General features: G+C 70.5%; 24 protein-coding genes. 18 read left to right on the top strand and 6 right to left on the bottom strand.

Annotated elements, in window-relative coordinates:
- A partial coding sequence (locus Q0A33_RS09810) for a sensor histidine kinase (RefSeq protein WP_291795657.1) occupies positions 1-1,131 on the top strand: 1,131 nt, incomplete at its 5' end.
- Positions 1,128-1,763, top strand: coding sequence for a response regulator transcription factor (locus tag Q0A33_RS09805; protein ID WP_291795654.1), 636 nt, complete (start codon positions 1,128-1,130; stop codon positions 1,761-1,763). The genes Q0A33_RS09810 and Q0A33_RS09805, both read left to right, overlap by 4 nt.
- Before the next feature lie 168 nt (positions 1,764-1,931).
- Here Q0A33_RS09805 and Q0A33_RS09800 read toward each other — a convergent pair whose 3' ends face one another.
- From Q0A33_RS09800 to Q0A33_RS09785, 4 genes are all read right to left on the bottom strand, one after another.
- Positions 1,932-2,195 carry a CsbD family protein gene (locus Q0A33_RS09800; RefSeq protein WP_291795651.1) on the bottom strand — a complete coding sequence of 88 codons (264 nt, stop codon included), beginning with the start codon at positions 2,193-2,195 and terminating at the stop codon, positions 1,932-1,934.
- A 222-nt stretch (positions 2,196-2,417) separates the two neighbouring features.
- A complete protein-coding gene (locus tag Q0A33_RS09795) occupies positions 2,418-3,569 on the bottom strand; it encodes a tartrate dehydrogenase (protein ID WP_291795648.1) in 1,152 nt (383 codons plus the stop codon).
- Positions 3,570-3,704: 135 nt separating this feature from the next.
- Positions 3,705-3,959 carry a hypothetical protein gene (locus Q0A33_RS09790; protein ID WP_291795645.1) on the bottom strand — a complete coding sequence of 85 codons (255 nt, stop codon included), beginning with the start codon at positions 3,957-3,959 and terminating at the stop codon, positions 3,705-3,707.
- Positions 3,960-3,970: 11 nt separating this feature from the next.
- A complete protein-coding gene (locus Q0A33_RS09785; RefSeq protein WP_291795643.1) occupies positions 3,971-4,654 on the bottom strand; it encodes a DUF1707 domain-containing protein in 684 nt (227 codons plus the stop codon).
- Positions 4,655-4,856: 202 nt separating this feature from the next.
- Here Q0A33_RS09785 and Q0A33_RS09780 point away from each other — a divergent pair, with 202 nt between their 5' ends.
- From Q0A33_RS09780 to Q0A33_RS09715, 14 genes are all read left to right on the top strand, one after another.
- Positions 4,857-8,822 carry a DNA polymerase III subunit gamma and tau gene (locus tag Q0A33_RS09780; RefSeq protein WP_291795640.1) on the top strand — a complete coding sequence of 1,322 codons (3,966 nt, stop codon included), beginning with the start codon at positions 4,857-4,859 and terminating at the stop codon, positions 8,820-8,822.
- Positions 8,819-9,424, top strand: a complete 606-nt coding sequence (gene recR, locus Q0A33_RS09775; RefSeq protein WP_291795636.1) for a recombination mediator RecR — start codon at positions 8,819-8,821, stop codon at positions 9,422-9,424. The genes Q0A33_RS09780 and recR overlap by 4 nt, the downstream gene beginning before the upstream one ends.
- Before the next feature lie 184 nt (positions 9,425-9,608).
- Positions 9,609-10,229 carry a DUF2975 domain-containing protein gene (locus tag Q0A33_RS09770; protein WP_291795633.1) on the top strand — a complete coding sequence of 207 codons (621 nt, stop codon included), beginning with the start codon at positions 9,609-9,611 and terminating at the stop codon, positions 10,227-10,229.
- Positions 10,229-10,474, top strand: a complete 246-nt coding sequence (locus tag Q0A33_RS09765; RefSeq protein WP_291795630.1) for a helix-turn-helix transcriptional regulator — start codon at positions 10,229-10,231, stop codon at positions 10,472-10,474. Before Q0A33_RS09770 ends, Q0A33_RS09765 begins: the two co-directional genes overlap by 1 nt.
- Positions 10,475-10,753: 279 nt before the next feature.
- Positions 10,754-12,052 (top strand): aspartate kinase, encoded by a 1,299-nt coding sequence (locus Q0A33_RS09760; protein ID WP_291795627.1) that lies wholly within the window; start codon positions 10,754-10,756, stop codon positions 12,050-12,052.
- Entirely contained in the window at positions 12,049-13,122 is a 1,074-nt protein-coding gene (locus Q0A33_RS09755) for an aspartate-semialdehyde dehydrogenase (RefSeq protein WP_291795624.1), read from the top strand. The genes Q0A33_RS09760 and Q0A33_RS09755 overlap by 4 nt, the downstream gene beginning before the upstream one ends.
- A 231-nt stretch (positions 13,123-13,353) precedes the next feature.
- Positions 13,354-14,448, top strand: a complete 1,095-nt coding sequence (locus Q0A33_RS09750; protein ID WP_291795621.1) for a zinc ABC transporter substrate-binding protein — start codon at positions 13,354-13,356, stop codon at positions 14,446-14,448.
- A complete protein-coding gene (locus Q0A33_RS09745; protein WP_291795618.1) occupies positions 14,445-15,308 on the top strand; it encodes an ABC transporter ATP-binding protein in 864 nt (287 codons plus the stop codon). Before Q0A33_RS09750 ends, Q0A33_RS09745 begins: the two co-directional genes overlap by 4 nt.
- 1 nt (position 15,309) lies before the next feature.
- Entirely contained in the window at positions 15,310-16,209 is a 900-nt protein-coding gene (locus Q0A33_RS09740) for a metal ABC transporter permease (RefSeq protein ID WP_291795615.1), read from the top strand.
- 103 nt (positions 16,210-16,312) lie between these two features.
- Positions 16,313-17,257 carry a metallophosphoesterase gene (locus Q0A33_RS09735; RefSeq protein WP_291795612.1) on the top strand — a complete coding sequence of 315 codons (945 nt, stop codon included), beginning with the start codon at positions 16,313-16,315 and terminating at the stop codon, positions 17,255-17,257.
- Positions 17,258-17,414: 157 nt separating this feature from the next.
- A complete protein-coding gene (locus tag Q0A33_RS09730) occupies positions 17,415-19,688 on the top strand; it encodes a transglycosylase domain-containing protein (protein WP_291795609.1) in 2,274 nt (757 codons plus the stop codon).
- 107 nt (positions 19,689-19,795) lie between these two features.
- A complete protein-coding gene (locus Q0A33_RS09725) occupies positions 19,796-19,957 on the top strand; it encodes a hypothetical protein (RefSeq protein ID WP_291795606.1) in 162 nt (53 codons plus the stop codon).
- Positions 19,958-19,968: 11 nt separating this feature from the next.
- On the top strand, positions 19,969-20,439 hold the full coding sequence (locus tag Q0A33_RS09720; protein WP_291795603.1) for a RidA family protein: 471 nt from the start codon (positions 19,969-19,971) through the stop codon (positions 20,437-20,439).
- Positions 20,440-20,441: 2 nt separating this feature from the next.
- Positions 20,442-21,230: an MBL fold metallo-hydrolase gene (locus Q0A33_RS09715; protein WP_291795600.1), complete on the top strand. Its 789-nt coding sequence runs from the start codon at positions 20,442-20,444 to the stop codon at positions 21,228-21,230.
- 89 nt (positions 21,231-21,319) lie between these two features.
- Here Q0A33_RS09715 and Q0A33_RS09710 read toward each other — a convergent pair whose 3' ends face one another.
- A complete protein-coding gene (locus Q0A33_RS09710; RefSeq protein ID WP_291795598.1) occupies positions 21,320-21,997 on the bottom strand; it encodes a Crp/Fnr family transcriptional regulator in 678 nt (225 codons plus the stop codon).
- A 150-nt stretch (positions 21,998-22,147) separates the two neighbouring features.
- Here Q0A33_RS09710 and nth point away from each other — a divergent pair, with 150 nt between their 5' ends.
- Both nth and Q0A33_RS09700 read left to right on the top strand, forming a co-directional pair.
- Positions 22,148-22,891: an endonuclease III gene (nth, locus tag Q0A33_RS09705; protein ID WP_291795595.1), complete on the top strand. Its 744-nt coding sequence runs from the start codon at positions 22,148-22,150 to the stop codon at positions 22,889-22,891.
- Positions 22,888-23,592, top strand: coding sequence for a CoA pyrophosphatase (locus tag Q0A33_RS09700; protein WP_291795592.1), 705 nt, complete (start codon positions 22,888-22,890; stop codon positions 23,590-23,592). The genes nth and Q0A33_RS09700 overlap by 4 nt, the downstream gene beginning before the upstream one ends.
- Positions 23,593-23,673: 81 nt before the next feature.
- On the opposite strand, the gene Q0A33_RS09695 is transcribed toward Q0A33_RS09700, so the two are convergent.
- Complete coding sequence (locus Q0A33_RS09695) at positions 23,674-25,794, bottom strand: PhoX family phosphatase (protein WP_291795589.1); 2,121 nt, start codon at positions 25,792-25,794, stop codon at positions 23,674-23,676.
- Between the last annotated feature and the right edge of the window lie 123 nt (positions 25,795-25,917).

The following is a 25,917-nucleotide window of genomic DNA, read 5'->3' as shown; positions in this document are numbered from 1 at the left end:
TGCCTCCACCTGCTGCCGGGCGGGTGGGGCCCGGTCGCCGTCCTCGTCTTCGCGCTCGTCTCCGTGGGCGCGCTCGCCGCCCACCGCGGTCTCACGGTGGGCGGCGTGACCGGACCGCTGGTGGGAGCCGCCGCCGCGATCGTGATCGGGCTGGGGTACCGGGCGCTGTTCCGGGAGGTGCACGAACGCCAGCGGCTGCTGGACGAGCTGCTGGCAGCGCAGTCGCAGCTGGCGGAATCGCAGCGCCGCTCCGGCATCGAGGCCGAGCGGACGCGCATGGCGGCGGAGCTCCACGACACCGTGGCTCAGGGCCTCTCCAGCATCCGCCTCCTGCTCAGTGCCGCGGAACGGCGCATGGACGTGGCAGCGGCACCGCATGCGGCCGTGGCTCAGGCCGGGACTCAGGAGGAGGCGCGGCCTGCGCCCCCGTCCGGGGACGGGTCTGAGCCGCGGCCCGAGCTCCGGCCCGAGTCCCGGCCCGATCCTCGGCCCGAGTCCCGATCCGCCGCTCCGGGCAGGGAGGAGATCGCACTCGCCAAGCAGACCGCGGCGGAGTCGCTCGCCGAGACCCGCGCCTTCATCCGTGCACTGGCCTCGCCGGCACTCGCGGTGCGTGCGCTGCCTGCCGCGCTGGAACGGCTCTGCGCCTCGGCGGATGCGACGGCACGCGCACAGGTGCTCTTCCGCACGGACGGCACCCCGCGGGAGCTGGCCCGTGCGGCTGAGACGACTCTGCTGCGCATCGTGCAGGGAGCACTGGGCAACGCCGTCGCACACGCGGAGGCCGCACGCATCGTCGTCACCCTCACCTATCTGTCACGTGGGGCTGCCGTGGACGTCGTCGATGACGGCATCGGCTTCGACCCGGCCGCGGTGCGCGTCCCGGCGGAGAGCGGTTCCTTCGGTCTGGGCATGATGCGGCAGCGCGCCGAGGAGGCCGGGGGCCGGCTGGAGGTGGAGTCGCGTCCGGGTTCGGGCACCGCCGTGAGCGCTGTGTTCGAGGACATGTCCACGACGGAGGCGGACGGGGCTGCGACGGAAGCGGGCGAGGTCGCGGCGGAGGCGGGCGAGGTCGCGGCAGGAGCCTGCGACCGCACCGCCCGTCCCACTGACGGGAGGAGGAGCGCATGAGCGTGAGAGTTCTGATCTGCGACGACCACCCGGTCGTGCGTGCCGGCATCGTCGCGCTGCTGGCCACGGCGGATCACATCGAGGTGGTGGGGCAGGCCGGCGGCGGCGAGGAGATCGTCCGCATGGCCGCCGAGGTCCCGGCCGACCTCGTACTCATGGACCTGCAGCTGGGGAACGCTCCCGGTGCCGTCCACGGGCCCGAGGCCACCCGCAGGATCCGTGCCGCTGCCGGTGCGCCCCACGTCCTCGTCCTCACCAACTACGACAGCGATGCGGATGTGGTGGCCGCCGTGGAGGCCGGTGCCGCGGGGTACCTCCTCAAGGATGCTCCCCCGGAGGAGCTGCTGGCCGCCGTGCGACGGGCGGCTGCGGGGGAGACCGCGCTCGCCCCGGAGGTGGGGTCCAAGCTCCTCGCCCGGATGCGTGCTCCGGAGACATCGCTCAGCCAGCGCGAGCTGGAGGTGCTGGACGCGGTCGCAGAGGGCCTGGCGAACGCGCAGATCGCCGCGCGGCTCTTCGTCTCGACCTCGACGGTGAAGACCCACCTGGTCCACATCTTCGAGAAGCTGGGAGCCCGCTCGCGCACGGACGCGCTGGCGAAGGCGCGGGCGGCCGGCCTCATCCGGGGGTGAGGCGGTGTGCGCCTCGCGCTTGGCCGGCCGATCTCTGCCCGGCCGGTGACCGCGCCGGGGGAACGGGCAGATGCGCCGGCGGGCCGAGCCGCCGCACATCGGCGCAGAGAGAAGCCCGGGGGCGCCGGTGTGCGGCGCCCCCGGGCATGCTGCCTTCTCAGGCCGGGGTCAGCGGTCCTCGCCGGCGTCCTTGGCCCCGCCGATCAGCCCCTCGGCCTTGGCCTTGAGCCCCTCGGCGCCCTCCCTGAGCGAATCCGCGGCGTCGCCGGCCTTCTCGCGGACGGAGTCGGCGGCCTGACGGATGCCGGACTCGGTGCGGTCGCGCACGCCCTCGCCCTGCAGATCCGCGTCACCGGTCTTGTCGCCGATGAACTCCTTCGCCTTGCCGGTGGCTTCCTGTGCCTTGTTCCGGATGTCGTCTCCGATGCCCATGGGGCCTCCCTTCGTCCGGTGCGCATCCTCTGATGCGCGCGCAGCCTCCACGCTAGCGGCGAAGGCGGGCGAGGGGAACCGGCCTTGACGAACTCACGCCGCGCTGTCATCCGCGTCTCATTCCACGTCGCCGATCCGCCGGGGCGGCGACGTGGAACGAGACATGAGCGGCCGCTCTGCTCATGCTGAGGCACTGAGCCTGTCCGGAGCCGGACCGGCCCCTCAGCGACCGCCCGCTATGGCCTCGGCGACCGCCGCACCCAGCGCCGCGGTGGTGCCGCGGCCTCCCATGTCCGGGGTGAGCACCTCCGCGTCCCCACCGGCCAGCACGGCCTCGAAGGCGGCCTGGACGGCAGCGGCGGCCTCGGCCTCGCCCAGGTGATCGAGCATGAGCGCGCCGGACCAGATCTGGCCGACCGGATTGGCGATCCCCCTGCCCGCGATGTCCGGCGCGGAGCCGTGCACGGGCTCGAAGAGCGAGGGGAACGCACCCTCCGGGTTGATGTTGGCGCTGGGTGCGATGCCGATCGTGCCGGTGCAGGCCGGCCCCAGGTCGGAGAGGATGTCGCCGAACAGGTTCGACGCCACGACCACGTCGAACCAGTCCGGGTGCATGACGAAGTTGGCCGTGAGGATGTCGATGTGGTACTGGTCGACCTCCACCTCCGGGTAGGACTCCGCCATCGCGGCGACGCGCTCGTCCCAGTAGGGCATGGTGATGGCGATGCCGTTGGACTTGGTCGCGGAGGTGAGGTGCCTGCGCTGCGGCCGTCCGGTGCTGCCGGGCCCGCCGCTGCGCCGGTCCGCGAGCTCGAAGGCGTACCGCAGCACGCGGTCCACGCCGGTGCGGGTCATGACGGTCTCCTGGATGACCGTCTCCCGGTCCGTGCCCTCGAACATCTTCCCGCCCACGGAGGAGTACTCGCCCTCGGTGTTCTCGCGGACCACGAAGAAGTCGACGTCGCCGGGCCTCCGGCCGGCCAGCGGGGAGGGCACCCCTGCGAGCAGCTTCACCGGGCGCAGGTTCACGTACTGGTCGAAGTGGCGGCGGAACTGCAGCAGTGAGCCCCACAGGGAGACGTGGTCGGGCACGACGTCCGGCCAGCCCACCGCACCGAAGAAGATGGCGTCGAAGCCGCTGAGCGTGTCCTTCCAGTCGTCGGGGAGCATCGCCCCGTGCGCCTGCCAGTAGCCAGCCGAGGCCCAGTCGAACTCCTCGATCTCGAGCCGGAACCCGAACCGGTCCGCGGCGGCGCGCAGCGCGCGCAGGCCCTCCGGCATGACTTCCGTGCCGATCCCGTCGCCGGCGATGACCGCGATCCGGTAGGTGCGGTCCGCTGCCCTGGACGCCGGTGCTGCAGCGCTCTCTGTCATGGGGCTCCCTGTCATCTGGTCCTCATCCTCGGTTCTCGTGGGGTGGTGTGGTCGGGTGTGTGCCGTTCGCGTCTCACTCTGCATCGTTCCGCGGGCGGATTCTCGATGCGGGGTGAGACACGAGGGAGCGAGGGTCTATGCGGGCGAATCGTCCTCGCCGAGCCTCTGTTCCCCGGCCGGGTCCTCGCCGGACTGTTCGGCCCTGTACCTGCGGCGCTCCTCCTCGAGCAGGCGCTGGTCCTGCATCTCCTCGTAGCGTCTGCGGGTGGCGGCGCCGATGCGGGCCTCGGGATTCCGCACCGCCCGTACGATCAGCCAGCCGCCCAGTGCGAAGCACACCGCGAACGCCGCGACGATGACGAAGAAGACGAGGATCTGCGGTTCCTGCATGACTGCTCACCTCATCTCTTCTCGATCCGCCGCCGGTCGAACCAGTTGGCGTGGCGGACGGTGAGCGATCCCATCCCCATCTTCCCGCTCAGCCGGATGCGCGGCCGGCCGGGCTGCGGCAGTTCGCTCACCCTGCTGGTGACGGATCCCCACGACTTGCTGACCCCGTTGACGTCTGCGCCCCAGCCCTCCGGGACGACGATGACGAGCGTGCCCATGTCCCCGGAGACCTCGACGGAGATCTCCTGCGGCACCTGCGCCACCTCGAGGAAGTTCAGCTCGATGGTCCCCATCCCGGACTCCACGCGCAGATACGGCGGCACCCGCCAGTTGCCCCGGCGGTACTCCGTGTCCCACCCGCCCTTGAGGACGAGCGGGTCGTGCGGCTCCCAGCCGGGCTCGCCCTGGTAGGTGGGCACCAGAGGGCCTCCGCCCCCTGCCGGCACCACCGCGCCCGAGGCCGTCCCCGGTGCGGAGGGCCCCTCCACCGCGGCCGAGGGGCGGGGGACGGGCAGATCCTCGACGAGCGGGTCCAGGTCCGCGTAGGTCTTCGCCGCGGCGGCCAGCTCCATCCGCTCCGTGAGCTCCTCCACCGTCAGCCGGCCCTCTCCGGCGGCGGCGCTGAGCTGTTCGATCACGGCGTCGCGCTCGGCGTGTCCGATCCGCAGGCGGCGGGCCGGGATGTCGGGTTCCATGAGCGTCCTTACCTGTCTGTGCCTGATGCGTGGTGCCTGGTGCGTGGAGTCCCGGGCGGTGCCTCGCGCCGCCGGGCCCGCGGGTCCGTGCCTCCGCCGCCGGGGTGAAGCGGCGCGGCCGAGGGACACGTGTGTGCGATCGCACGGGGGCGGGGCACCGGCTCCGTGTTCTGTGTCCGTGCCTGACTATAGGCTGGGGGACGTGTCCACCGCACTGTACAGACGCTACCGCCCGGAGACCTTCGCAGAGGTCATCGGCCAGGAGCACGTGACCCGTCCGCTCTCCGCTGCGATCGATAGCGGGCGCATCAACCATGCCTATCTCTTCTCCGGCCCGCGCGGCTGCGGGAAGACCACGAGCGCCCGCATCCTCGCCCGCTGCCTCAACTGCGCGGAGGGGCCCACCTCCACGCCGTGCGGTCAGTGCCCCAGCTGCCGGGACCTGGCCAACGGCGGCCCCGGCTCGCTGGACGTCGTGGAGATCGACGCGGCCAGCCACAACGGCGTGGACGACGCCCGGGACCTCCGGGAGCGTGCCGTGTACGCCCCTGCGCGCGACCGCTACAAGGTCTTCATCCTCGATGAGGCCCACATGGTCACGGCGCAGGGCTTCAACGCCCTCCTCAAGCTCGTCGAGGAGCCGCCTCCGCACGTGAAGTTCGTCTTCGCGACCACGGAGCCGGAGAAGGTGATCGGCACCATCCGGTCCCGCACGCACCACTACCCGTTCCGGCTGGTGCCTCCGGAGGTGCTCACGCATCACCTCGAGGACCTGTGCGAGCGCGAATCCGTGCCCGTGGGCAGGGGCGTGCTGCCGCTCGTGGTGCGTGCGGGCGGCGGATCCGTCCGTGACACCCTGTCCGTGCTGGATCAGCTCATGGCCGGTTCGGACGCAGGCGGGATCGACTATGCCACGGCGGTGGCGCTGCTGGGCTACACGGATGATTCGCTGCTGGGAGACATCGTGGACGCCTTCTCCGCCGGCGACGGAGGGGGAGTGTTCCGCGTGGTGGAGCGCGTGGTGGAGTCCGGGCACGATCCGCGCCGGTTCGTCGAGGATCTGCTGGAGCGCTTCCGCGATCTCTTCGTCATCGCCGCCGCCCCGGACTCCGCGCAGGCGTTCCTGCCGGAGGTGCCCGCGGACCGCCTCGAGCGGCTCATGGTGCAGGCGCGTGCCTACGGCCCGGCGGAGCTCTCACGTGCGGCGGATCTGCTCAACGTCGGCCTCTCCGAGATGTCCGGGGCGACCTCGCCGCGGCTGCAGCTGGAGCTCATCTGCGCACGCATCCTCCTTCCCGCCGCAGAGGACTCCCGCCGTTCCGTGCTCTCCCGTGTGGAGCGGCTGGAACGGCGCGTGGGGATGAGTCAGTCCGGTCGCGTGCCGGAGGGGGCTGCTCCGCTGCCGGCACAGGCAGCCGCGCCCGAGGCCCCCGGGGTCACCGCCGGTACCCGTCCGGGTGCGGGTGACGCAGGGGTGAGCGCTCCTGGCGCGGGTGTTCCTGGCGCGGATCCTCAGGTCTCCGGCGGTGCAGGGGCGGACGGTCCCGGCGCGGGGGCAGCGGCGGGAACGCCGCAGGGCAGTGCCCCGCAGGGTGGTGCTTCGCAGGGCACAGGCGCCGGCGCCGCAGCACTCAGTGGGCGACCGTCCGGTGCAGGCAGCGCCGGTGGGGCCGGGATGGGCGGTGACCGCGGCACTGGTGCCGAGGACCCGTTCGCCGGTATGGCGGATGCGGTGGCGTCCGCCCGCTCGGTGCTGGGCGATGAGCCCGGGCGCGCTCCGAGCGCGCAGCGCCCTGGGGCCCCGGTGCCTTCGCAGGAGCCCGCGCAGGCGGACGAACGGCCGGAGCAGGCTTCCGCCCAGCAGACTGCTGGCGCAGAGATGCAGTCCTCTGCCGAGGCCCGGAACGCGGGGCCCCAGCAGATGCCGGTTCGTCCGGGCGGATCTGCGGGCCAGGGCGAAGCTGTGCGCCTGGACGGACCTACCGGCCAAGACGGATCTGTGCGTCAGGACGGACCGGTGCGCCAGGATGCTCCGGCACCGGAGGGCGGTGCCGTCCGAGGGAACCTGCCGGAGCAGGCTCGGCGCGGCCAGCACCCCGGTCAGATCTCGCAGCCGGGGCAGCCTCAGACATCGGTGACGGCCCAGACGCATGAGGGAGCACCCGCCGACGGCGGCGCACCGACGCCGGCGCAGTCTCCGGCAGCGCAGGCGCAGGCTCCGGAGGCACAGGCTCCGGCGGCGCAGACCTCGCCGACGGGTTCAGCTCCGGTGCATTCCTCCGCCCCCGCAGAGCCGGCTGGCGTGCAGAGCGCGGGTGCGCCGGCCACAGACGGCCCGGCCACGGGAGTCGGTGCGGAGATCGATGCCATCCGGCGAGGCTGGCCGGATGTCCTCTCCCGCCTGCAGCAGCTCCGCCGCCTGTCACACGCCATCGTGAGCGCGAATGCGTTCCCGCAGCGCTTCGCCGACGGTGTGCTCTACCTGGCGTTCAACAACCCGGGCTCCGTGCAGGGCTTCCAGCGAGGACCGCACGCGCAGTTCGTGTCCTCGGCGCTGGAGGACTCGCTCGGCATCCGTGCCCAGGTGCAGGTGGGCGACGACAATGCCGGTCCCATCCCGCCCGTCGGCGGAACGAGCGGCCCCGGCGCTCCGAGCGGCCCCGGCGGTCCTGGCGCTCCGAGCGGCCCCGGCGGTCCTGGCGCTCCGAGCGGCCCCGGCGGTGCTGGCAGCTCAGGCGCTCCGGGCAACGCGGGCGGTCCCGGTTCCTCGAGCGGCCCGGGAGCCTACGGCGCTCCGGACCTCTCCGCGCCCGCGGACGGTTCCGCAGGCTTCGACGGTCCCGCTGCCGGTGGGCGCCCCGGCGGCGCAGCCTCCGGCAGCGCCGCTCAGCGCACGTCTCCTCGTCAGCCCACGCAGGAGGAGATGGATCGGGTCGTCGGCCCCCGTGAGGCGGACAGGGCGCCCGTCGACCACGAGCGGTTCTGGCAGACCGACGACGCCTCGCAGGCTCACCACGGCGGCCGGGAAGCCGCCGGCGACCAGGAGGCGGACAGTCCGGCGCCGCTGAGCGGTGGAGCAGGTGAGAGCACGGTCCCGGCCGTCGCCTCGGCTCCTGCCGCCGCCTTCGCACCCGCATCCGGGTACGCGGCTGCCTCCGAGCCCCTCGTCACCTCCGCAGAGACGGCGGAACCGGATCCCTGGGCTCCTGCGCCCGGGATCGAGAGCTGGCAGCCGGATCCGTCCGTCTCCGGGGAGAACGGGGAGAAGCACCCGGACGGTTCTGGACCTCTCGCGGATGCACCGGAACGGCCTCCGGCGGATGCAGGTGCCTCGGACCGGGAGCCGGAACGAGGCTCGTCCCACGCTCCCACACCGCGGTCCGCCGTGGCGGAGGACGAGGTACGGCAGCCTTCCCCGGAGGCCGCACCGGCTGTGCGGGAGCCCGTGGGTCCGGCAGCCGGTGAGGCGGAGAGCGATCCGTTGCAGGAGACCGCGGCCGGGGACGGTGCGGTGGACCTCGGCGCCGTCGTCGTACCTCCGCCGGTGGACCTCGAACCCGGCGGTCATGCAGAGGAGGCCGCACAGCCGCGTTCCGCGGTAGAGGACTTCGCGCCGGGTGAGCCTCCCTACGACCCGGAGTACGACGGCTACCGGCCGTACGAGGACGTGCAGTCCTTCGCGGACTATCCGACCCCCACAGGAGAGCGGGACAGGGGAGACCGGGCTGCGGCCCCGCACCCCTCGGATCAGGAGGAGCCCGGCCCGCAGCAGAACTCCGGTGGCACAGGACCGGCGGCAGCGTCCGGCGGTGGGAACAGCGGCGGCAGCCTGGACTTCCTGGGCGCCTACGCGGACGTGTCCATCGCCTTCACCGACAATCCGGGTCTCTCCGGCGCGTCCGAGCAGTCGGCCTCCGGGCAGTCCGAGGCGGACGGGGGTCTGGGGAAGTACGCTCATCTCGCACAGCGGCACAGCTCAGACGCCTCCGGCAGCGGCCCGAGCTTCGCGCCGGAACCGGTGGTGGAGGAGCACGTCCCTGACCCTGTGGAGAACTACGCGGACTACGACACCGCGGGCGACGCGGACCTGGACACGGCGGTGGAGGTCGGCCCCGCGGTGGTCGAACGGCTGCTGGATGCCAAGATCATCGAGGAGATCCACGAATGAGCCTGCTCTACGAAGGCGCGCTGCAGGACCTGGTCGAGGAGTTCGGCCGGCTGCCGGGCATCGGCCCCAAGTCCGCGCAGCGCATGGCCTTCTACATCCTCCAGTCCGATGCCGCGGACGTGGAGGCCCTCGCCACTGCGCTGCGCGAGGTCAAGCGCCGTGTGCACTTCTGCACGATCTGCGGCAACGTCGCGGAGGACGAGAAGTGCGTCATCTGCAAGGACGAACGCAGGGACAGGACGATCATCTGCGTCGTGGAGGAGCCCAAGGATGTGGTGGCGGTGGAGCGGACGCGGGAGTTCCGCGGCCTGTACCACGTGCTCGGAGGCTCGATCGATCCGATGGCCGGGATCGGCCCGGACGATCTGCGGATCAAGGATCTGCTGCCGCGCCTGCAGTCCGGCGAGGTCACCGAGGTGGTCATCGCGACGGACCCCAATCTCGAGGGCGAGGCGACCGCGACCTACCTCGTCCGCCTGCTCAGCAGCGTGGGACTGACCGTCACCCGGCTGGCCTCGGGGCTGCCGGTGGGCGGTGACCTCGAGTACGCGGACGAGGTCACCCTGGGGCGTGCCTTCGAAGGCCGCCGCATCGCGGTCTGAGCGGCTCAACCGGGCCCTGAGCGTCCGTCACTCCGCACACCCCTCGTCTGCACCCCTTGACTCCTTATCGTTTATCGGCAAACATGTTGTTTATCGATATATCGAAGAACGATAAGCGCAGGCCCGTGAGGCGTACGGTCTTCCGGGCCTGGGCCCAGGCATGAATCGCAGAGGAGTGATCGGAATGAACGCCGCCGACGAGGCCGGGACCACCGCGGCACCCGGGAGGAAGCGCCGCACCGGCAGCGAGGTCTTCCTCGTCTTCCCGCTCATCGCCCTCCTCAACTTCGCCGCCTCGCCTCTGTTCAGCATCTGGCTGTCGAAGACCGTGCCGGTGTCGCTCGACTTCTCCGAGCGGATCGAGGTGGAGCTGGCCGGCAGCCCGCTGTACGTCGAAGGTCTCTCGACGCTCACCGTTCCCGTCGAGGAGCTCAGCAGCTGGGCGGTGGGCCAGTTCATCGCCGCCAAGGTCGTCTGGATCGTCGGACTCTTCGTCGCCACCTGGTTCGCCGCTCGCGCGGTCTCGGAGCTGACGAAGGGGCAGCAGTTCTCGGACAGGATGTCCCGGAGTCTGGCGGGGCTGTCGTGGACCCTCGTCGCCGTGGGCCCGCTGTATGCGCTCGCACAGGTGCCCGCGGACAACCTCGTCATCCGCGATCTGGGTCTGCGCGACATGGGCGTGGACAACGGCGTGACCATGATGCTCGTCTACCTCTGGCTGGGCGGTGCCATCCTCGTCGAGATCCTGCGGCGTGCGGTCAAGCGCGGCCGTGCTGTCCAGGACGAGCTGGACGGTCTGATCTGATGAGCGAGATGCTTCCCGGGGCAGGGGGCTCGAACGATTCCTCGCTGCGAGTGGTCTGCCATCTGGACGCCGTGCTCGCCGCCAGGGGAATGACCCTCACAGAGCTGTCCAAGCAGGTCGACATCACGCTGGCGAACCTCTCCGTGCTGAAGAACAACAAGGCCAAGGCCGTCAGGTTCAGCACGCTCATCGCACTCTGCCGCGCGCTGCAGTGTCAACCCGGAGACCTCTTCACGGTGCAGTGAGGGGAAGGGCCGCGAGCCTGAGGCATGGACGTGCTTCCGCCCCAGGCCCAGGCGGCCGGATGACGGGCCGCGCGGCGTGCGGCGGATCACGCCCCGTACAATGAACAGCGGCCCGGCGGCCCCGGCGCGCCCCGCACGCGCGGGGACGTCCTGACCTCTCACGGTCGGGAGCGGGGCGGACGAGGATGCTCCGCACCTGCGGGATGTCCGAGTGCCGGGGCTCCTGAACGGGAGCCCCGACGTCGGCATGACAGCAGCGCCCGCGAGAGAAATGAGCTCATGAGTCTCGTTGTACAGAAGTTCGGAGGGTCCTCCGTCGCCGATGCCGAATCGGTGAAGAGGGTCGCGAAGCGCATCGTCTCCTACCGCGAGTCCGGTCACGACGTGGTCGTGGTTGTCTCCGCGATGGGCGATCAGACGGATGACCTCATCGACCTCGCCCAGCAGGTCTCGCCGGTGCCGCCCCCGCGAGAACTGGACATGCTCCTCACCGCGGGAGAACGGATCTCGATGGCCGTCCTCGCCATGGCGATCGCGAACCTCGGCTTCGAGGCGCAGTCGTTCACCGGCTCGCAGGCCGGTGTCATCACGGACGAGTCGCACGGTCGCGCGCGGATCATCGACGTCACCCCGGGACGCATCCGCTCCGCCCTCGACGACGGCAACATCGCGATCGTCGCCGGTTTCCAGGGCGTGAGCCAGACCGCCAAGAACATCACGACGCTCGGCCGCGGCGGCTCGGACACCACCGCCGTCGCACTCGCCGCAGCGCTGAATGCGGACGTCTGCGAGATCTACTCCGATGTGGACGGCGTCTTCACCGCCGATCCCCGGATCGTGCCCTCGGCGCGCAAGATCGACCGGATCGGCTACGAGGAGATGATGGAGATGGCCGCCTCGGGCGCCAAGATCCTCATGCTCCGCTGCGTGGAGTACGCCCGCCGCTCCGGCGTGCCCATCCACGTCCGCTCGTCCTTCTCCCAGCACACCGGCACGTGGGTCACGGACGCAGAGATCCCCGAGCCCTTCAGGACAGAAACGCTCAAGGAGTCCCCAGTGGAACAGCCCATCATCTCCGGAGTCGCGCACGACCGCTCCGAGGCCAAGCTCACCATCGTCGGGGTCCCGGACGTCCCCGGCAAGGCGGCGGAGATCTTCAACCTCGTCGCGGAGCAGGAGATCAACATCGACATGATCGTGCAGAACATCTCCACGCGTGATCCCGGCCGGACGGACATCTCCTTCACGCTGCCCATGACGGACGGCGGCAAGGCGATCGAGGCGCTGGAGGCCCGCAAGGACACCATCGGCTTCGACCACCTCCGCTACGACGACCAGATCGGCAAGCTGTCCGTGGTGGGCGACGGCATGCGCTCCCACCCGGGCGTCACCGCGACCCTGTTCAAGGCGCTCAGCGACGAGGAGGTCAACATCGACATGATCTCCACCTCGGAGATCCGCATCAGCGTGGTGACCCGCAGCGAGAACCTGGACCGGGCGGTCCGCGCGGCGCACAGGGCCTACGGGCTGGATTCCACGGAGGAAGAAGCAGTGGTCTACGGAGGGACCGGACGATGAGCGCACAGAGCACCGGCACCGCACAGCAGGGCGTGCACCTCGGCGTCGTCGGCGCCACCGGCCAGGTGGGCGGCGTCATGCGCACGCTGCTGGAGGCCGACCCCGGCTTCCCGATAGCCTCGATCCGCTTCTTCGCCTCGGCGCGTTCCGCCGGCACCACCCTCCCGTTCCGCGGTGAGGACATCACGGTCGAGGACACCGCCGTCGCGGATCCCGCCGGGCTGGACATCGCGCTGTTCTCCGCGGGCGGGGCCACCTCGCGTGCACAGGCGGAGCGCTTCGCCGCTGCCGGGGTCGTCGTCATCGACAACTCCTCGGCCTGGCGCGGCGATCCGGACGTGCCGCTCGTGGTGAGCGAGGTGAATCCGGAGGCGCTGCGGAACCTGCCCAAGGGCATCATCGCGAATCCCAACTGCACCACCATGGCCGCGATGCCCCCGCTGAAGGCGCTCCACGACGCCGCCGGCCTCGAGCGGCTCAAGGTCGCCACCTACCAGGCGGTCTCCGGCTCCGGCCTCGCCGGTGTGCGCGAGCTCTCCGGGCAGGCCGCCGCGGTGGTCGCGGACGCCGAGGCCCTGGTCACCGACGGTTCCGCCGTCGCCTTCCCGGAGCCCGCGGTCTACAGCGAGCCGATCGCGTTCAACGTCCTCGCGCACGCGGGGAACTTCGTGGACGACGGCGAAGGGGAGACGGACGAGGAGAAGAAGCTCCGCAACGAGTCCCGCAAGATCCTCGGCCTGCCGGAGCTGCTGGTGGCCGGCACCTGCGTGCGGGTGCCGGTGTTCACGGGGCACTCGCTGTCCATCCACGCGGAGTTCTCCCGTGACATCACGCCGGACGAGGCGCGTGAGATCCTCGCAGCGGCCCCCGGCGTGAGCCTCGACGAGGTGCCCACCCCGCTCAAGGCGGCCGGCCGGGACGCGAGCTTCGTGGGCCGCATCCGCCAGGACCAGTCCGTCCCCGGAGCCCGCGGTCTCGTGCTGTTCGTCTCCAACGACAACCTGCGCAAGGGCGCCGCGCTCAACACGGTGCAGCTGGCCGGGCTGGTCGCGGAGGCCAAGCTGGCCTGAGGGTCTGCTCCACGAAGGCTCGGGGCGCTCATGCAATTGCGTGACCGCCCCGAGCCTTCGTGCGTGCCCGCCGGGCGCGTGCACGAAGCCTCCGCCTGGGCGCGCAATTGCGTGTGCAGCCGGCGCTTTCGTGCACAGCCGTGAACGCATCGACATATCTGCATTAGTGCACATCGGTTCCGGGTCGTACTGTGAACGGCGTCCAGTCCACCCATCCGAAAGGGGCCCGGCATGCGCCGCCTGCCTGTCATCGCCACAGCTTCCCTCTCCGCGCTCGTCCTCGCCGGCTGCGGGACGGGTTCCGGGGATTCCGCGGAGGGCGGTGACGGCGTCACGGTGGTCACGTCCACCAACGTCTACGCCTCCCTCGCGCAGGCCGTGGCCGGAGACGCGGCGGAGGTCACCCCCATCATCTCCGATCCGGCGCAGGACCCCCACGAGTACGAGGCCACGGCGCATGACCAGCTCACGCTCTCCAAGGCGGACCTGGTGCTCATGAACGGCGGCGGCTACGACAGCTACATGACCACCATGCTCGAGGCGGTCGACGGCGAGCCGGAGGTCATCGACGCCGTGGGCATCTCCGGACTGCCCGGATCCGAGGACGCCTCCGAGGGTGCGCACGACCACGCACACGGTGACGAGGACGCGCACGCCGAGGACGAGGGCCACGACCACGCCGAGGGCGAGGAGGCCTCGGGCGCGGATGAAGGCGACCACGCGGAGGACGGCCACGACCACGCCGAGGACGGCCACGACCATGCCGAAGGCTCGGAGGCCGGCCACGAGGGCCACGACCACGGCGCCTTCAACGAGCACGTCTGGTACTCCGTGCCCACCATGGTGAAGGTGGTCGACGAGGTGGAGACGCACCTGAGCGAGCTCAGCCCGGAGGACGCGGACACCTTCGCTGCCAATGCGGAGACGGTGCGCGGCGAGCTCGACGGGCTCACCGGCCGCCTCGCGGAGATCAGGGACGCCCACGAGGGTGAGCGTGCTGCGGTCACGGAGCCCGTCGCGCTCTGGCTCTTCGAGGACATGGGGCTGGAGAACGCGGTGCCGGAGGAGTTCGTCTATGCGGTGGAGGCCGGATCGGACGTCTCGCCCATCGTGCTCCGCAATGCGACGGCCGCCCTGGAGGACGAGGACGTGAAGGTGCTGGCCTACAACACGCAGACCTCGGGCCCGGAGGCGGAGAGCCTCAAGGACAAGGCGGAGGAGCTGGACATCCCGGTGGTCGAACTCACCGAGACCGCGCCGGCGGATCAGTCGTACAGTGAGTGGATGTCCGCCAACATCGACGATCTGGAGCAGGCACTCTCGTGACAGACACCGGCGCACCCGTGCTCCGACTCGACGATGCGGAGCTGCGGTTCGGGGACCGGGTCGTCTGGCACCATCTCAGCCTCGCCGCCGAGGCGGGGGAGTTCATCGCCGTGTTGGGGCCCAACGGCACCGGCAAGACCTCGCTGCTCAAGGTGCTGCTGGGCCAGAACCGGCTGCACGCGGGCACTGCACGGGTCAACGGCCACCTGGCCCGTGCCGGTGACGACGACATCGGCTACATCCCCCAGCAGCGCGGACTGGACGGCTCCACGCCCATGCGCGGCCGCGATCTGGTCAGGATGGGGCTCGACGGTCACCGCTGGGGCCCCGGCCTGTTCAGCCGGAAGCGCCGGGAGCGTGTGGACGAGCTGCTCGAGGCCGTGGGCGCGCAGGAGTATGCGAACGCGCCTGCCGGCCTGCTCTCCGGCGGCGAGCTGCAGCGCCTCCGCGTCGCCCAGGCCCTCGTGGGCGAGCCCAGCCTCCTCCTCTGCGACGAACCGCTGCTCTCCCTCGACATGAACCACCAGAAGCGGGTGGCTGCGCTCATCGACGAGATGCGCCGGACGCGCGGCACCGCCGTCCTCTTCGTCACCCACGAGATCAACCCGATCCTGCCCTATGTGGACCGCGTGCTGTACCTGGCCGGGGGCCATTACAAGGTGGGCACGCCGGAGGAGGTCATCACCTCGGAGTCCCTCACCGAGCTGTTCGGCAGTCCCATCGAGGTGGTGGAGGTGGGCGACCGCCTCGTCATCGTGGGCGGCGACGACCACCCGCACCACTTGGAGCCGGAGCCCGCGGGCACGGACGGTCTCGGCCTCCTCAGCGGCCCGGGCGCGGCGAGCAGGGCGGCGATCTGACATGGACCTCCTCACTCAGTTCTTCACGTTCGAGGACTACGGCGAGCTGGTCGTGCTCCTGCGCAATTCGATCCTCGCCGCCGCGCTGCTGGGCGTGGTCGGCGGCCTCATGTCCGTCTTCGTCATGACGCGCGACATCGCCTTCGCCGTGCACGGCATCGCGGAGATGTCCTTCGCGGGAGCCGCGCTGTTCCTGCTGCTGGGCTTCGACGTGGTCAACGGGAGCTTCGTGGGCTCCGTCATCGCGGCTCTGCTCATCGCAGTGGGCGGGGTGAAGGACTCGCAGAAGAACGCGGTGATCGGCGTGCTCATGCCGTTCTGCCTGGGCCTGGGCATCCTGTTCCTGGCCCTCTACGACGGGCGCGCGGCGAGCAAGTTCGGTCTCCTCACGGGCCAGATCGTCGCGATCAGCTCCGATCAGCTGCGGCTGCTCGTGGTGTGCTCGCTGGTGGTGCTCGCCGTGGTCGCGGTGGTCTGGCGCCCGCTCATGTTCTCCAGCCTGGACCCGGACGTCGCCCGCGCCCGAGGCGTCCCCGTGGGGGCGCTGCACATCGTCTTCATGCTCATGCTGGGTCTGGCGGTCGCGCTGTCCGTGCAGGTGGTGGGCGTCCTCCTCGTCCTCGCCCTCCTCATCACGCCGGCCGCGGCGGCCAGCCAGGTGACGGCCTCACCCGTGCTCACCCCGCTGCTGTCCGTGCTCTTCGCGGTGGTCTCCTCCGTGGGCGGGGTGCTCATCGCGCTGGGTTCGCCGGTGGTGCCCATCAGCCCCTTCGTCACGACCATCAGCTTCCTCATCTACCTGGTGTGCCGGATCGTGGGCAGACGCAGGATCACCCGTCATGTGCGCGCCCGCACCGCGCGCGAGGCCGACCTCCACGAGCACCCCGCCCTGGTGCGCTGACGGGAGGCCCTGACGCGGGAGGGCGTCGGCCTCGGCGAGGTGGGGGAGCACCTGCAGAGTTCAGTGAGGGGGCCGGCCTCGGCCGCCTGACATAATCAGGCGCATGTCTTCAGCCTCCTCTCCCGGCGTCCGCCTGCCCGGCACCCGTCTGCTCGCGGCCTCGGCGGCCGTCGCCGCTGCGGGTGCCGCCGGGCTCGCTTGGTCCGCGTACGTGGAGCCGCGCACGTTCCGGATCCGCCGCCACACGCTCGGGATCCTTCCGGCCGGCAGCGCACCCGTGACGATCCTGCACCTGTCCGATCTGCACCTGGCGAAGGGCCAGGAGTTCCGTTCGGACTTCGTCCGCTCACTGGCGGACCTGCGGCCGGACCTCGTGGTGAACACGGGAGACAACTTCGGTGGGGACACGCTCCCGGAGGTGCTGCACGCGCTGGACCCGCTGCTGGATGTGCCGGGCGCGTTCGTGTTCGGCTCCAACGACTACTGGGGTCCCACGCGGAAGAACCCTGCGCGCTACCTCCGGAAGCACACCACTCGGAACGAGGACAAGTCGAAGCACCCCACCCTGCCGGCGGCGGAGCTGGCAGAGGAGTTCCAGGCACGGGGCTGGAAGCGCCTGGACAATGCGCAGGCGGCGGTCGAGGTGAACGGGGTGCCCTTCGACCTCAGCGGGCTGGGTGATGCACACATGGACGCGGACAGGATCGACGAGACGCGCCCGTCCTTCGGCGCAGGCCCGCATCACGGGGACGGCGCGGTGCGCATCGGCGTCACGCATGCGCCCTACTCGCGCACCCTCGAGGCCTTCGCCGCTGCGGGCGCCCAGCTCGTCCTCGCCGGTCATACGCACGGAGGTCAGATCCGGGTCCCGTTCTGGGGCGCTCCCGTCACCAACTGCGACCTGGACAGGACCCGCGCCCGAGGTCTGTTCCCCTACCGCCGCATGCAGGTGAATGTGAGCGCCGGCCTGGGGTATTCGCCGTACTCGCCCGTGCGCTTCGCCTGCCTCCCGGAGGTGAGCCTGCTGCGGCTCGTGCCCCAGCGGTGACCGCGTACTCCTCGGCGCAGCGGATGTGCTCGGGCCGGTGGGGGGTTGGTACGGGGTGTCCGGCATGGCGGGTTGTGGTGGCGGGAGCCTCGTCCCTGAGGCAGGGGTGAGCGTTCGCTGAGGCGTCCGGCTTGCGGCCTTGGGTACAATTCTCGGCATGGTGTCCTCTGCCCAGAAGAAGTCCACGAAACTCAGTGCGTTCGTGCAGTTCATCGCTGTCAGCTGCATTGCGGGAATCGTCAGCGCCGGCCTCGCCATCCCCTCCGTGGGCATGGCCGCCGCCGGTGCGGACACTGCCGTGGACGTATTCAACTCGCTCCCGGCGGAGCTCGAGGAGCGTCCGCTCGCGGAGAGCTCGCGGATGCTCGCCGCCGACGGCTCACTCATCGCGGAGTTCTACTGGCAGAACCGCAAGGAGGTGCCCTTCGACGAGATCTCGCAGGAGATGAAGGACGCCACCGTGGCGGTGGAGGACTACCGGTTCTACGAGCATTCCGGCGTGGACATCCAGGGCATCGCCCGTGCCGCGGTGCACAACATGCTCTCGCCCTCCAAGCAGGGCGGTTCCACGCTCACGCAGCAGTACGTGAAGAACGTGCTGGCGGAGAACGCCCACGCGGAAGAGGACGCGGAGGGCGTGGAGGCGGCCAAGGAGTCCGAGGGCGCCTCCGGCTACGCACGCAAGCTGCGCGAGGCCAAGCTCGCCGTCGCGGTGGAGAACAAGTACAGCAAGGACGAGATCCTCCACCGCTACATGAACATCAACAACTACTCGGGCTCACCGGCCGTGTTCGGCGTGGAGGCGGCTGCGCAGCGGTACTGGGGTGTGAAGGCGAAGGACCTCGACATCGCGCAGTCCGCGACGCTCGCGGGCATCGTGCAGAATCCCGTGGCGAACAACCCGCAGCGGTTCCCGGAGAAGGCGCTGGAGCGTCGCAACACGGTCCTCTTCCTCATGCACAAGCACGAGTTCATCACGGACGAGGAGTACGCGGAGGCCAAGGACACGGACCTGGACCTCGATATCCACGAGACTCCCAACGGCTGTGCGACGGCCGGGAACAAGGCGTACTTCTGCGACTACGTCACGAACGTCATCAAGAACGACGAGGCCTTCGGCGAGGACGCCGCTGAGCGGCTGCAGTTCCTCAACCGCGGCGGGCTCACCATCAAGACGACGCTGGACCCCAAGATCCAGAACGAGGCGGACAAGGTCCTCAAGGACCGGATCCCCGCTGACGACGCCTCCCACGCCGGCCACGCCGCCTCCACCGTGGAGCCGGGGACCGGGCGCATCATCGCCATGGCGCAGAACCGGAACTACACCGTCACGGAGACGGACTCCAAGGCGGACACCCAGATCAACTACAACGTGGACCGCAAGCACAACGGGACCAACGGCTTCCAGGTGGGCTCCACGTGGAAACCCTTCGTCCTCACCGAATGGCTCAAGGAGGGCAAGGGACTCGGCACCACCGTGAACGCCTCACGGCGGAACTTCCCGGCGGGATCCTGGCGCTATGACGGCTGCCCCAACATGGGCGGCGACTGGAATCCGCGCAATGCCGGTGACAGCAACGCCAGCTCCTCGATGTCCGCGCTGCAGGCGACCAAGACCTCGACGAACACCGCCTACGCCGCGATGGGCAACCAGCTCAACATGTGCGGGATCATGAACACCGCCAAGTCGCTGGGCCTCAAGTACGGCAGCGGCGACCCCCTCGAGACCCCGGATGAGAAGGGCTACATTCCCACCCTGGGGCCGGCTTCGATCCTCGGTGTCACCCAGGTCACTCCGCTGGACATGGCATCCGCGTTCGCGACCTTCGCCGCGGACGGCACGTACTGCAAGCCGGTCGCCATCGATTCGATCACCACCAATGAGGGCGAGGACGTCGAGGTGCCCAAGGACGAGTGCGAGGAGGTGCTCGCGAAGGAAGTCGCACAGGGCGTGTCCTATGCGATGAGTCAGACCTTCAACGGCGGCACCACCAGCGGCCTCGGCATCGGAGTGCCGGCGGCGGCGAAGACGGGTACCACCAACTTCGAGGTCGGTTCGACCACGTTCGCCGGGTTCACCCGCACCCTCTCCACCTTCGTGTGGACCGGCGATCCCGACCGCAACCGCGACTGGCGTACCGAGGGCGCGGGCTCCGTGCGCGGTTCCATCTTCGGTGCCACCATCTCCGGCAAGTCGTGGCAGAAGATCATGAGCCAGGCGGTCAAGCACACGGAGGGCAACAGCGGCTTCCCCCGTCCGGGCGGCAGCGCGAACGGCAGCCAGGGCAGCCATCAGCCGCCGAGCTCCGAGCGGTCCGGCGGCGGAGGCGGCAACGGCGGCGGTGGCGGTGGCAACGGCGGCGGCTCCGACAACGGCGGCGGTGGCGGAGGCGGCAACGGCGGCGGCCAGCCCGGCCTCGGCGGCAACTGACCAGAGCCGTCCACTGACTCGCATACACAATGCGGTCGCACCTGTGTGGGTGCGGCCGCATTGCGTATTCTGAACGGACACAGGCAGCAGACGAAAGGATCAGCCCCATGACCAAATGGGAGTACGTGACCGTTCCCCTCCTCATCCACGCCACCAAGCAGATCCTCGATCAGTGGGGCCAGGAGGGTTACGAACTGGTCCAGGTGGTGCCCGGTCCGGAGGGCAGCTCCAACCCCGTCGCCTACATGAAGCGCCCGATCCAGGGCTGAGGAGGTCAGACATGAGCCGCATCGAAGACGCACTCGTCGCACAGGGCTTCGAGCTCCCGCCCGTCGCCGCACCCGCCGGCTCCTACGTCCCCGCACTGCGTGTGGGCGATCAGGTGTTCACCTCGGGCCAGCTGCCGTTCGTCGACGGCGCACTTCCGCTCACGGGCGCCGTGGGCGGCCCCGTCTCCCAGGCGCAGGCCGCGGACCTGGCCGGCACCGCGGCGCTCAACGCCCTCGCCGCGGTCAAGGATCTCATCGGCGACCTCGACCTCATCGAGCGGATCGTCAAGGTCACGGGCTTCGTCAACTCCACCCCGGACTTCACCGGGCAGCCCGGTGTGCTCAACGGAGCCTCGGAGCTGCTGGGGGCCGTGTTCGGGGAGGCCGGGCGCCATGTCCGGTCCGCGGTGGGCGTGGCCGCGCTCCCGCTGGGCTCGCCCGTGGAGCTCGAGCTCACGGTGCGGCTGCGGACCGGAGCCTGAGCATGTCACCGGCAGGGCTGGCTGAGGACGGCATCGAGCTGGTGCGTGCGGACAACCCCTCGCCCATGACGCTCGAGGGGACCAACAGCTACGTGCTCCGGGCCCAGGACGGCGATTCCGCCCTCCTCCTGGACCCGGGGCCGGAGCTGGCCGCGCACAAGGACGCCCTCCTGCACGCCGTGGGTAGAGCGGAGCTCCGGGGCATCGTCCTCACCCACAGGCACGCGGATCACTCTGAGATGCTGGGCAGCGCGGGGGAATGGGCACCCGGTGTGCCGGTCTACGCAGTGGATCCGGCCTTCGCCTCCGGGGCGTCGCCGGTCGCGGACGGGCAGCTGATCGAGTTCGGCACCGCCGCTGGGGACGTCGTGGAGGTCGTGACCACCCCCGGGCACACGGATGACTCGATCTCGCTCATCCACGGCGCACGCCTGTTCTCCGGGGACACGATCCTGGGGCGGGGGACCACCATGGTCTCGTTCCCCGACGGGTCGCTGGGCGACTACCTGGCGAGCCTGGAGCGGCTGGCCGCACGCGCGGACGGCGGAGGTCTCACCTCCATCGCTCCGGCGCACGGAGAACAGCGTGCGGACGTGACGGAGCTGATCGAGGAGTACCTGCGCCATCGGCACGAGCGGATCGCCCAGGTGCGGGAGGTGCTGGCCTCCGGAGCCGCGAGCGCGGAGGAGGTGCGGGACATCGTGTACGCGGACGTGCCCGCGGGTGTGAAGCCGGCGGCCCTGCAGATCGTCCGCGCGCAGCTGGCCTACATCGACTCGCTCAAGGCGTGATCTTTGACCCCAGAACGCAAGTTACGTCTGCGTAGCGGCCATGTTGGGCGGCCGCTACGCAGACGTAACTTGTGGGGAGGCGCAGCGCGTCAGGAAGCGCGGTGGCGCAGGCGGTCCACGTCGAGGAGGACGACCGCACGGGCCTCCAGGCGCAGCCAGCCGCGCTGGGCGAAGTCCGCCAGGGCCTTGTTGACCGTCTCGCGGGAAGCGCCCACCAGCTGGGCCAGCTCCTCCTGCGTGAGGTCGTGAGCCACGTGCACGCCGTCCGGCGCGGGCTGACCGAAGCGGTCGGCCAGATCCAGGAGGGCCTTGGCCACACGGCCGGGCACGTCCTGGAACACGAGGTCGCCCACCGTGTCGTTGGTCTTGCGCAGGCGCAGGGCCAGGGCGCGGAGGAGGTTCATCGCCGCCTGGGGCCGCCCTTCGAGCCACGTCATGAGGTCCTCGTGGCGGAGGCTCAGCAGCTCGGTCTGCGAGATGGCGGTGACGGTGGAGGAGCGCGGACCGGGAGCGAAGAGCGTGAGCTCGCCGATGATCTCCGTGGGGCCGGCGACGGAGAGCAGGTTCTCGCGTCCGTCCGAGGACTCACGGCCGATCTTCACCTTGCCGGTCGCGATGATGTAGAGCTCGTCGCCGGCGTCGCCCTCGCGGAACAGGACCGTTCCACGGCGCAGGCTGCGCGGCTTCATGAACTTCAGCAGAGCGCTGGTCGACTCGTCGTCGAGCCCGGCGAAGAGGGGGGCTTTTCGCACGACTTCGATATCCACGGGGGAATCCTCCTGATAAGCAGATGCTGTCTGTCGTCAAATCTACCCGTTGGGCGCGCCATCTGCCCAGACTTGCGTGCGCGCGCTGCATCCGGGTGTGCCTCCGCGTCCGCCTGAGAGGGCGAGAGAGGCACCTTATAGACTGCCGAGGTGCTGTCAGTCGCAGAGAAGAGTGCGCGCCGGTTCCGGCAGGAGACCCCGCTGGGCCTCACGCGCAGAGCCAGGAAGATCGACCGGATCCTCGCGGAGACCTATCCGGACGCGCACGCGGAGCTGGACTTCGAGAACGCCTTCGAGCTCCTCATCGCCACCGTCCTGTCCGCCCAGACCACGGACATCCGGGTGAACTCCGTGACCCCGGCGCTGTTCCGTGCCTACCCGGACGCCTTCGCGCTGGCGGAGGCCGCACCGGGGGACGTGGAGGAGATCATCCGTCCCACCGGGTTCTACCGCGCCAAGGCCGCCAACATCATCAGGCTCGCGCAGCAGCTGGTCGAACGGTGGGACGGCGAGGTTCCGGGCGATCTCGCGGCTCTGGTGAAGCTGCCGGGTGTGGGGCGGAAGACCGCCAACGTGGTGCTGGGCAACGCCTTCGACGTCCCCGGCCTCACCGTCGACACGCACTTCGCGCGGCTGACGCGCAGGTTCGGCTGGACGCAGTCGGAGGACCCGCTGCGGATCGAGGAGGACGTGGCCGCGCTCTTCCCCGCCAAGCAGTGGACGATGCTCTCACACCGGGTCATCTGGCACGGCAGGCGCATCTGCCATGCCCGCAGGCCCGCATGCGGCGCCTGTCCCATCGCCGCGCTCTGCCCTTCGTTCGGCACCGGTGAGCTGGATCCGGACAAGGCGCGGAAGCTCCTGCGGTTCGAGCTCGCGGAGGAGGCGAAGTGACCGCGGGGGAGCGGCAGAGTGACCCGGTGCGCGCGCAGCTGGAGGCGCTGCTCACGGCGATGACACCGGAACAGTGGCTGCGCCGCAGCCAGGCCCCTGCGGGCATGCAGGTGCGTGCGGCCTCGGTCCTCATGCTCTTCGGCAGGGGTGCCGCGCCGCGCACCGAGGCGGGGGCGGGCGAGCTGGAACGACTGCGGCAGCTCGGTGTGGAGGACGTGGACGTGCTGCTGCTCCAGCGCGCCGCGACGCTGCGCCAGCACGCCGGCCAGCCCGCCTTCCCGGGCGGCGGCGCGGATCCGGAGGACGCCTCGGCGGTCCACACCGCTCTGCGCGAGGCGGAGGAGGAGACCGGACTGGACCCGTCCGGCGTCGACGTGATCGGCACGCTCGACCCGCTCTACGTGCCCGCGAGCCGGTTCGAGGTCACGCCGGTCCTGGGGTGGTGGAGCTCGCCCACTCCCGTGGACGTCGTCGACCGGGGAGAGTCCTCGCTGGTGGAGCGGCTGGCCATCGCGGATCTCGTCGCTCCCGCCAACCGCGGGGTCTTCGCTCCGCCGGACCGGCCCTGGTCCACACCCGTCTTCGACGTGGGCGTCATGCGTCCCTGGGGCTTCACCGCCGGCCTGCTCGACTGGGCGCTGAGCGCACTCGGCTGGGACCGCGAATGGGACCGCGGTCGCCAGCTCCACGTCGACTTCTGAGCTTGCCGACAGCAGCACGAAAGCTCGGGCCGGCCACGCAACAGCGCGCGGCCCGAGCTTTCGTGACAGGGGGAGAGGCGCTCAGGCGGTCGCGAGGCCTTTCCGCAGGCTGTCCCCGGCCTCGGCGTCGCCCACGAGAGCGCGCTGGCGGGCATCCTGCTCGCTGGGCTCGGCCCGGAGCACCTGCACGACGGCCGGACGCGGCAGGGTGAAGCTCCCGTCGCCGTCCGCGTCCACGTAGTCCGGGAAGGCCGAGCGCTGCGCCGTGTACTCCCCGTCCTCGCCGGGGTGCTGCACCGAGACGAACACGCTGCCGTCCTGGTCGTGGATCACCGGCCCGCAGGTCTCCGCGTCCACCGGCACGGAGAGGAACTGCTCCACCTTGCCGCGCTCCTCGCCCTCGAGGGTGACCTTGAACAGGCCGTCGTTGTAGCCGATGGACGAGGGCGCACCGTCGGTGGAGATCCACAGCGTGCCCGCCGAGTCGAAGGCGACGTTGTCCGGGCAGGAGATGGGCGAGACCTGGTCCGCGGGGAAGCCGCTGAAGTACGCGGAGTCGTTCTTCGCCGGATCGCCGCACACTAGCAGCAGTGACCAGTTGAAGGCGGTGCCGGTCTGGCCGTCGGCCTCGGTGAGCTCCACGACGTGCCCGTCCCGGTTCTCCGTGCGCGGATTGGCCTCGTCCGGACCGGCTCCGCCGCCCACACCGCGCTCGTCGTTGTTGGTGCAGGCCACGTACACCTTGCCGGTGGTGAGGCTGGGCTCCACGTCCTCGCAGCGGTCCATCTTGGTGGCACCGGCGGCGTCCGCGGCCAGCCGGGTGTTGACGAGCACCTCCTCGACGGAGAACCCGGACACCTGCGACTTCCCCTCCTGCACGAGGGGCAGCCACGTGCCCGTGCCGTCGAAGCCGCCGTCCTCCGGGAGGGCGCCGGAGCCGTCGATCTCGTCGTCCGAGGTGCCCGCGAACTGCGCGACGTAGAGGTCCCCCTCCGTCAGCAGCTGCTTGTTCGCCTCGCGGTCGCCCTCCTGGTACGTGCCCTTGGAGACGAACTTGTAGAGGTAGTCGAACTTCTCGTCGTCGCCCATGTAGGCGACCACGTGGCCGTCGTCGGCGACGATGACATTGGCGCCCTCGTGCTTGAAACGGCCCATCGCCGTGTGCTTGACCGGAGTGGACTCCGGGTCCCAGGGGTCCACCTCGACGATCCAGCCGAACCGGTTGGCCTCGTTCTCGTAGCCTTCGTTGCGGGTGTCGAAGCGCTCGAGGTCCTGCTCCCAGCCGGTCTCGGTGGGCTCCGAGAGCATGCCGTAGCGCTTCTCCGCCTCCGAGGCGGCAGCGGAGACGAAATAGGTGTTGAAGTTCTCCTCGCCGGAGAGCAGGGTGCCCCACGGGGTGAGTCCGCCGGAGCAGTTGCCGAGCGTGCCCTGGGCCCTGTCCCCCTCGGGGTAGTCCTTGGTCTGCAGGAGGGAGGAGCCGGCGGCCGGGCCGGTGAACTCGTACTCGGTCTCGATGAGGAAGCGGCGGTTGTGCTCGCCGTCGACGTTCACCTGCCACGGCTGCTCGGGGCCTGAGCGCGTGAGGTCCACGACGGAGAGGCCCTGCGCCTGCCTGGCGACTGCGCGCGCGACGGCCTGGTCCATGTCCGGCGGGAACATGATCCCGGGGTTGACGTACTCGTGGTTGGCGAACAGCACCGCCGCGTTGCCGTCGGAGTCCGGATCGATCTGGATGGCGGAGTAGTCGTTGTTGTAGCCGAACTGCCGGGCCTGCCCCTCCGGGGTCTGCGCGGCCGGGTCGAAGGCGGGGGAGTCGGGGAAGAGACCGTCGCCCCAGCGCAGGATCGGCACCCAGGTGAAGCCCGCGGGGACGACGAAGGCGTCGACCGCGGCGTCCACGGGCGCGATGGGTTCGAAGTCGAGCTTCATGCCGTTCTGGCCGAAGGTGCCGGGGTCGCCCACGGCCGTGGTCTGCTCGGCCGGGGTGCAGGCCGCCACCGCGACGGCGAGGGCACCCGCTCCGGAGAGGCCGAGCATCGCCCGGCGGGACATCGCCTTCGAGGCGATGTCGCGGAAGTACCCGTTGTCGCTGGTGTTGCACACGCCCCGGGCGCAGGCGTTTCCGCATTTGAGAGCACAGGTGACGGGGCTGCGCTTGCCCTTCGTGCGGTGGAACATGGGGAGGAGCTCGAAGCGGGGCATGACGTCCTTTCCGACGGCTGCGTGCTGATGGCGACGCCGACACCGTTTCAGGGACGGGGGACGGAGACGCGACCGGCGGGTGAACAGCGGGGAACGCGGAGGGGACGGGAGGTGGGCCCGCAC

The organism is Brevibacterium sp. (genome assembly GCF_022712115.1).
GTDB classification, from domain to species: Bacteria; Actinomycetota; Actinomycetes; order Actinomycetales; family Brevibacteriaceae; genus Brevibacterium; species Brevibacterium salitolerans.
Note: the sequence above shows the minus strand (reverse complement) of the source record. Positions and strands in the feature narration are given on the sequence as shown.

What these genes read in the sequence shown, in the direction of transcription:
- Q0A33_RS09805 (WP_291795654.1), top strand. Translation starts at nt 1,128, where the DNA reads ATGAGCGTGAGAGTTCTGATCTGCGACGACCACCCGGTCGTGCGTGCC.
- Q0A33_RS09765 (WP_291795630.1), top strand. Translation starts at nt 10,229, where the DNA reads ATGAGCGAGATGCTTCCCGGGGCAGGGGGCTCGAACGATTCCTCGCTG.
- Q0A33_RS09760 (WP_291795627.1), top strand. Translation starts at nt 10,754, where the DNA reads ATGAGTCTCGTTGTACAGAAGTTCGGAGGGTCCTCCGTCGCCGATGCC.
- Q0A33_RS09755 (WP_291795624.1), top strand. Translation starts at nt 12,049, where the DNA reads ATGAGCGCACAGAGCACCGGCACCGCACAGCAGGGCGTGCACCTCGGC.
- Q0A33_RS09740 (WP_291795615.1), top strand. Translation starts at nt 15,310, where the DNA reads ATGGACCTCCTCACTCAGTTCTTCACGTTCGAGGACTACGGCGAGCTG.
- Q0A33_RS09695 (WP_291795589.1), bottom strand. Translation starts at nt 25,794, where the DNA reads ATGCCCCGCTTCGAGCTCCTCCCCATGTTCCACCGCACGAAGGGCAAG.
- Q0A33_RS09715 (WP_291795600.1), top strand. Translation starts at nt 20,442, where the DNA reads ATGTCACCGGCAGGGCTGGCTGAGGACGGCATCGAGCTGGTGCGTGCG.
- Q0A33_RS09770 (WP_291795633.1), top strand. Translation starts at nt 9,609, where the DNA reads ATGAACGCCGCCGACGAGGCCGGGACCACCGCGGCACCCGGGAGGAAG.
- Q0A33_RS09720 (WP_291795603.1), top strand. Translation starts at nt 19,969, where the DNA reads ATGAGCCGCATCGAAGACGCACTCGTCGCACAGGGCTTCGAGCTCCCG.
- Q0A33_RS09725 (WP_291795606.1), top strand. Translation starts at nt 19,796, where the DNA reads ATGACCAAATGGGAGTACGTGACCGTTCCCCTCCTCATCCACGCCACC.
- Q0A33_RS09790 (WP_291795645.1), bottom strand. Translation starts at nt 3,959, where the DNA reads ATGCAGGAACCGCAGATCCTCGTCTTCTTCGTCATCGTCGCGGCGTTC.
- Q0A33_RS09735 (WP_291795612.1), top strand. Translation starts at nt 16,313, where the DNA reads ATGTCTTCAGCCTCCTCTCCCGGCGTCCGCCTGCCCGGCACCCGTCTG.
- recR (WP_291795636.1), top strand. Translation starts at nt 8,819, where the DNA reads ATGAGCCTGCTCTACGAAGGCGCGCTGCAGGACCTGGTCGAGGAGTTC.
- Q0A33_RS09800 (WP_291795651.1), bottom strand. Translation starts at nt 2,195, where the DNA reads ATGGGCATCGGAGACGACATCCGGAACAAGGCACAGGAAGCCACCGGC.
- Q0A33_RS09730 (WP_291795609.1), top strand. Translation starts at nt 17,415, where the DNA reads ATGGTGTCCTCTGCCCAGAAGAAGTCCACGAAACTCAGTGCGTTCGTG.
- Q0A33_RS09750 (WP_291795621.1), top strand. Translation starts at nt 13,354, where the DNA reads ATGCGCCGCCTGCCTGTCATCGCCACAGCTTCCCTCTCCGCGCTCGTC.
- Q0A33_RS09795 (WP_291795648.1), bottom strand. Translation starts at nt 3,569, where the DNA reads ATGACAGAGAGCGCTGCAGCACCGGCGTCCAGGGCAGCGGACCGCACC.
- Q0A33_RS09785 (WP_291795643.1), bottom strand. Translation starts at nt 4,654, where the DNA reads ATGGAACCCGACATCCCGGCCCGCCGCCTGCGGATCGGACACGCCGAG.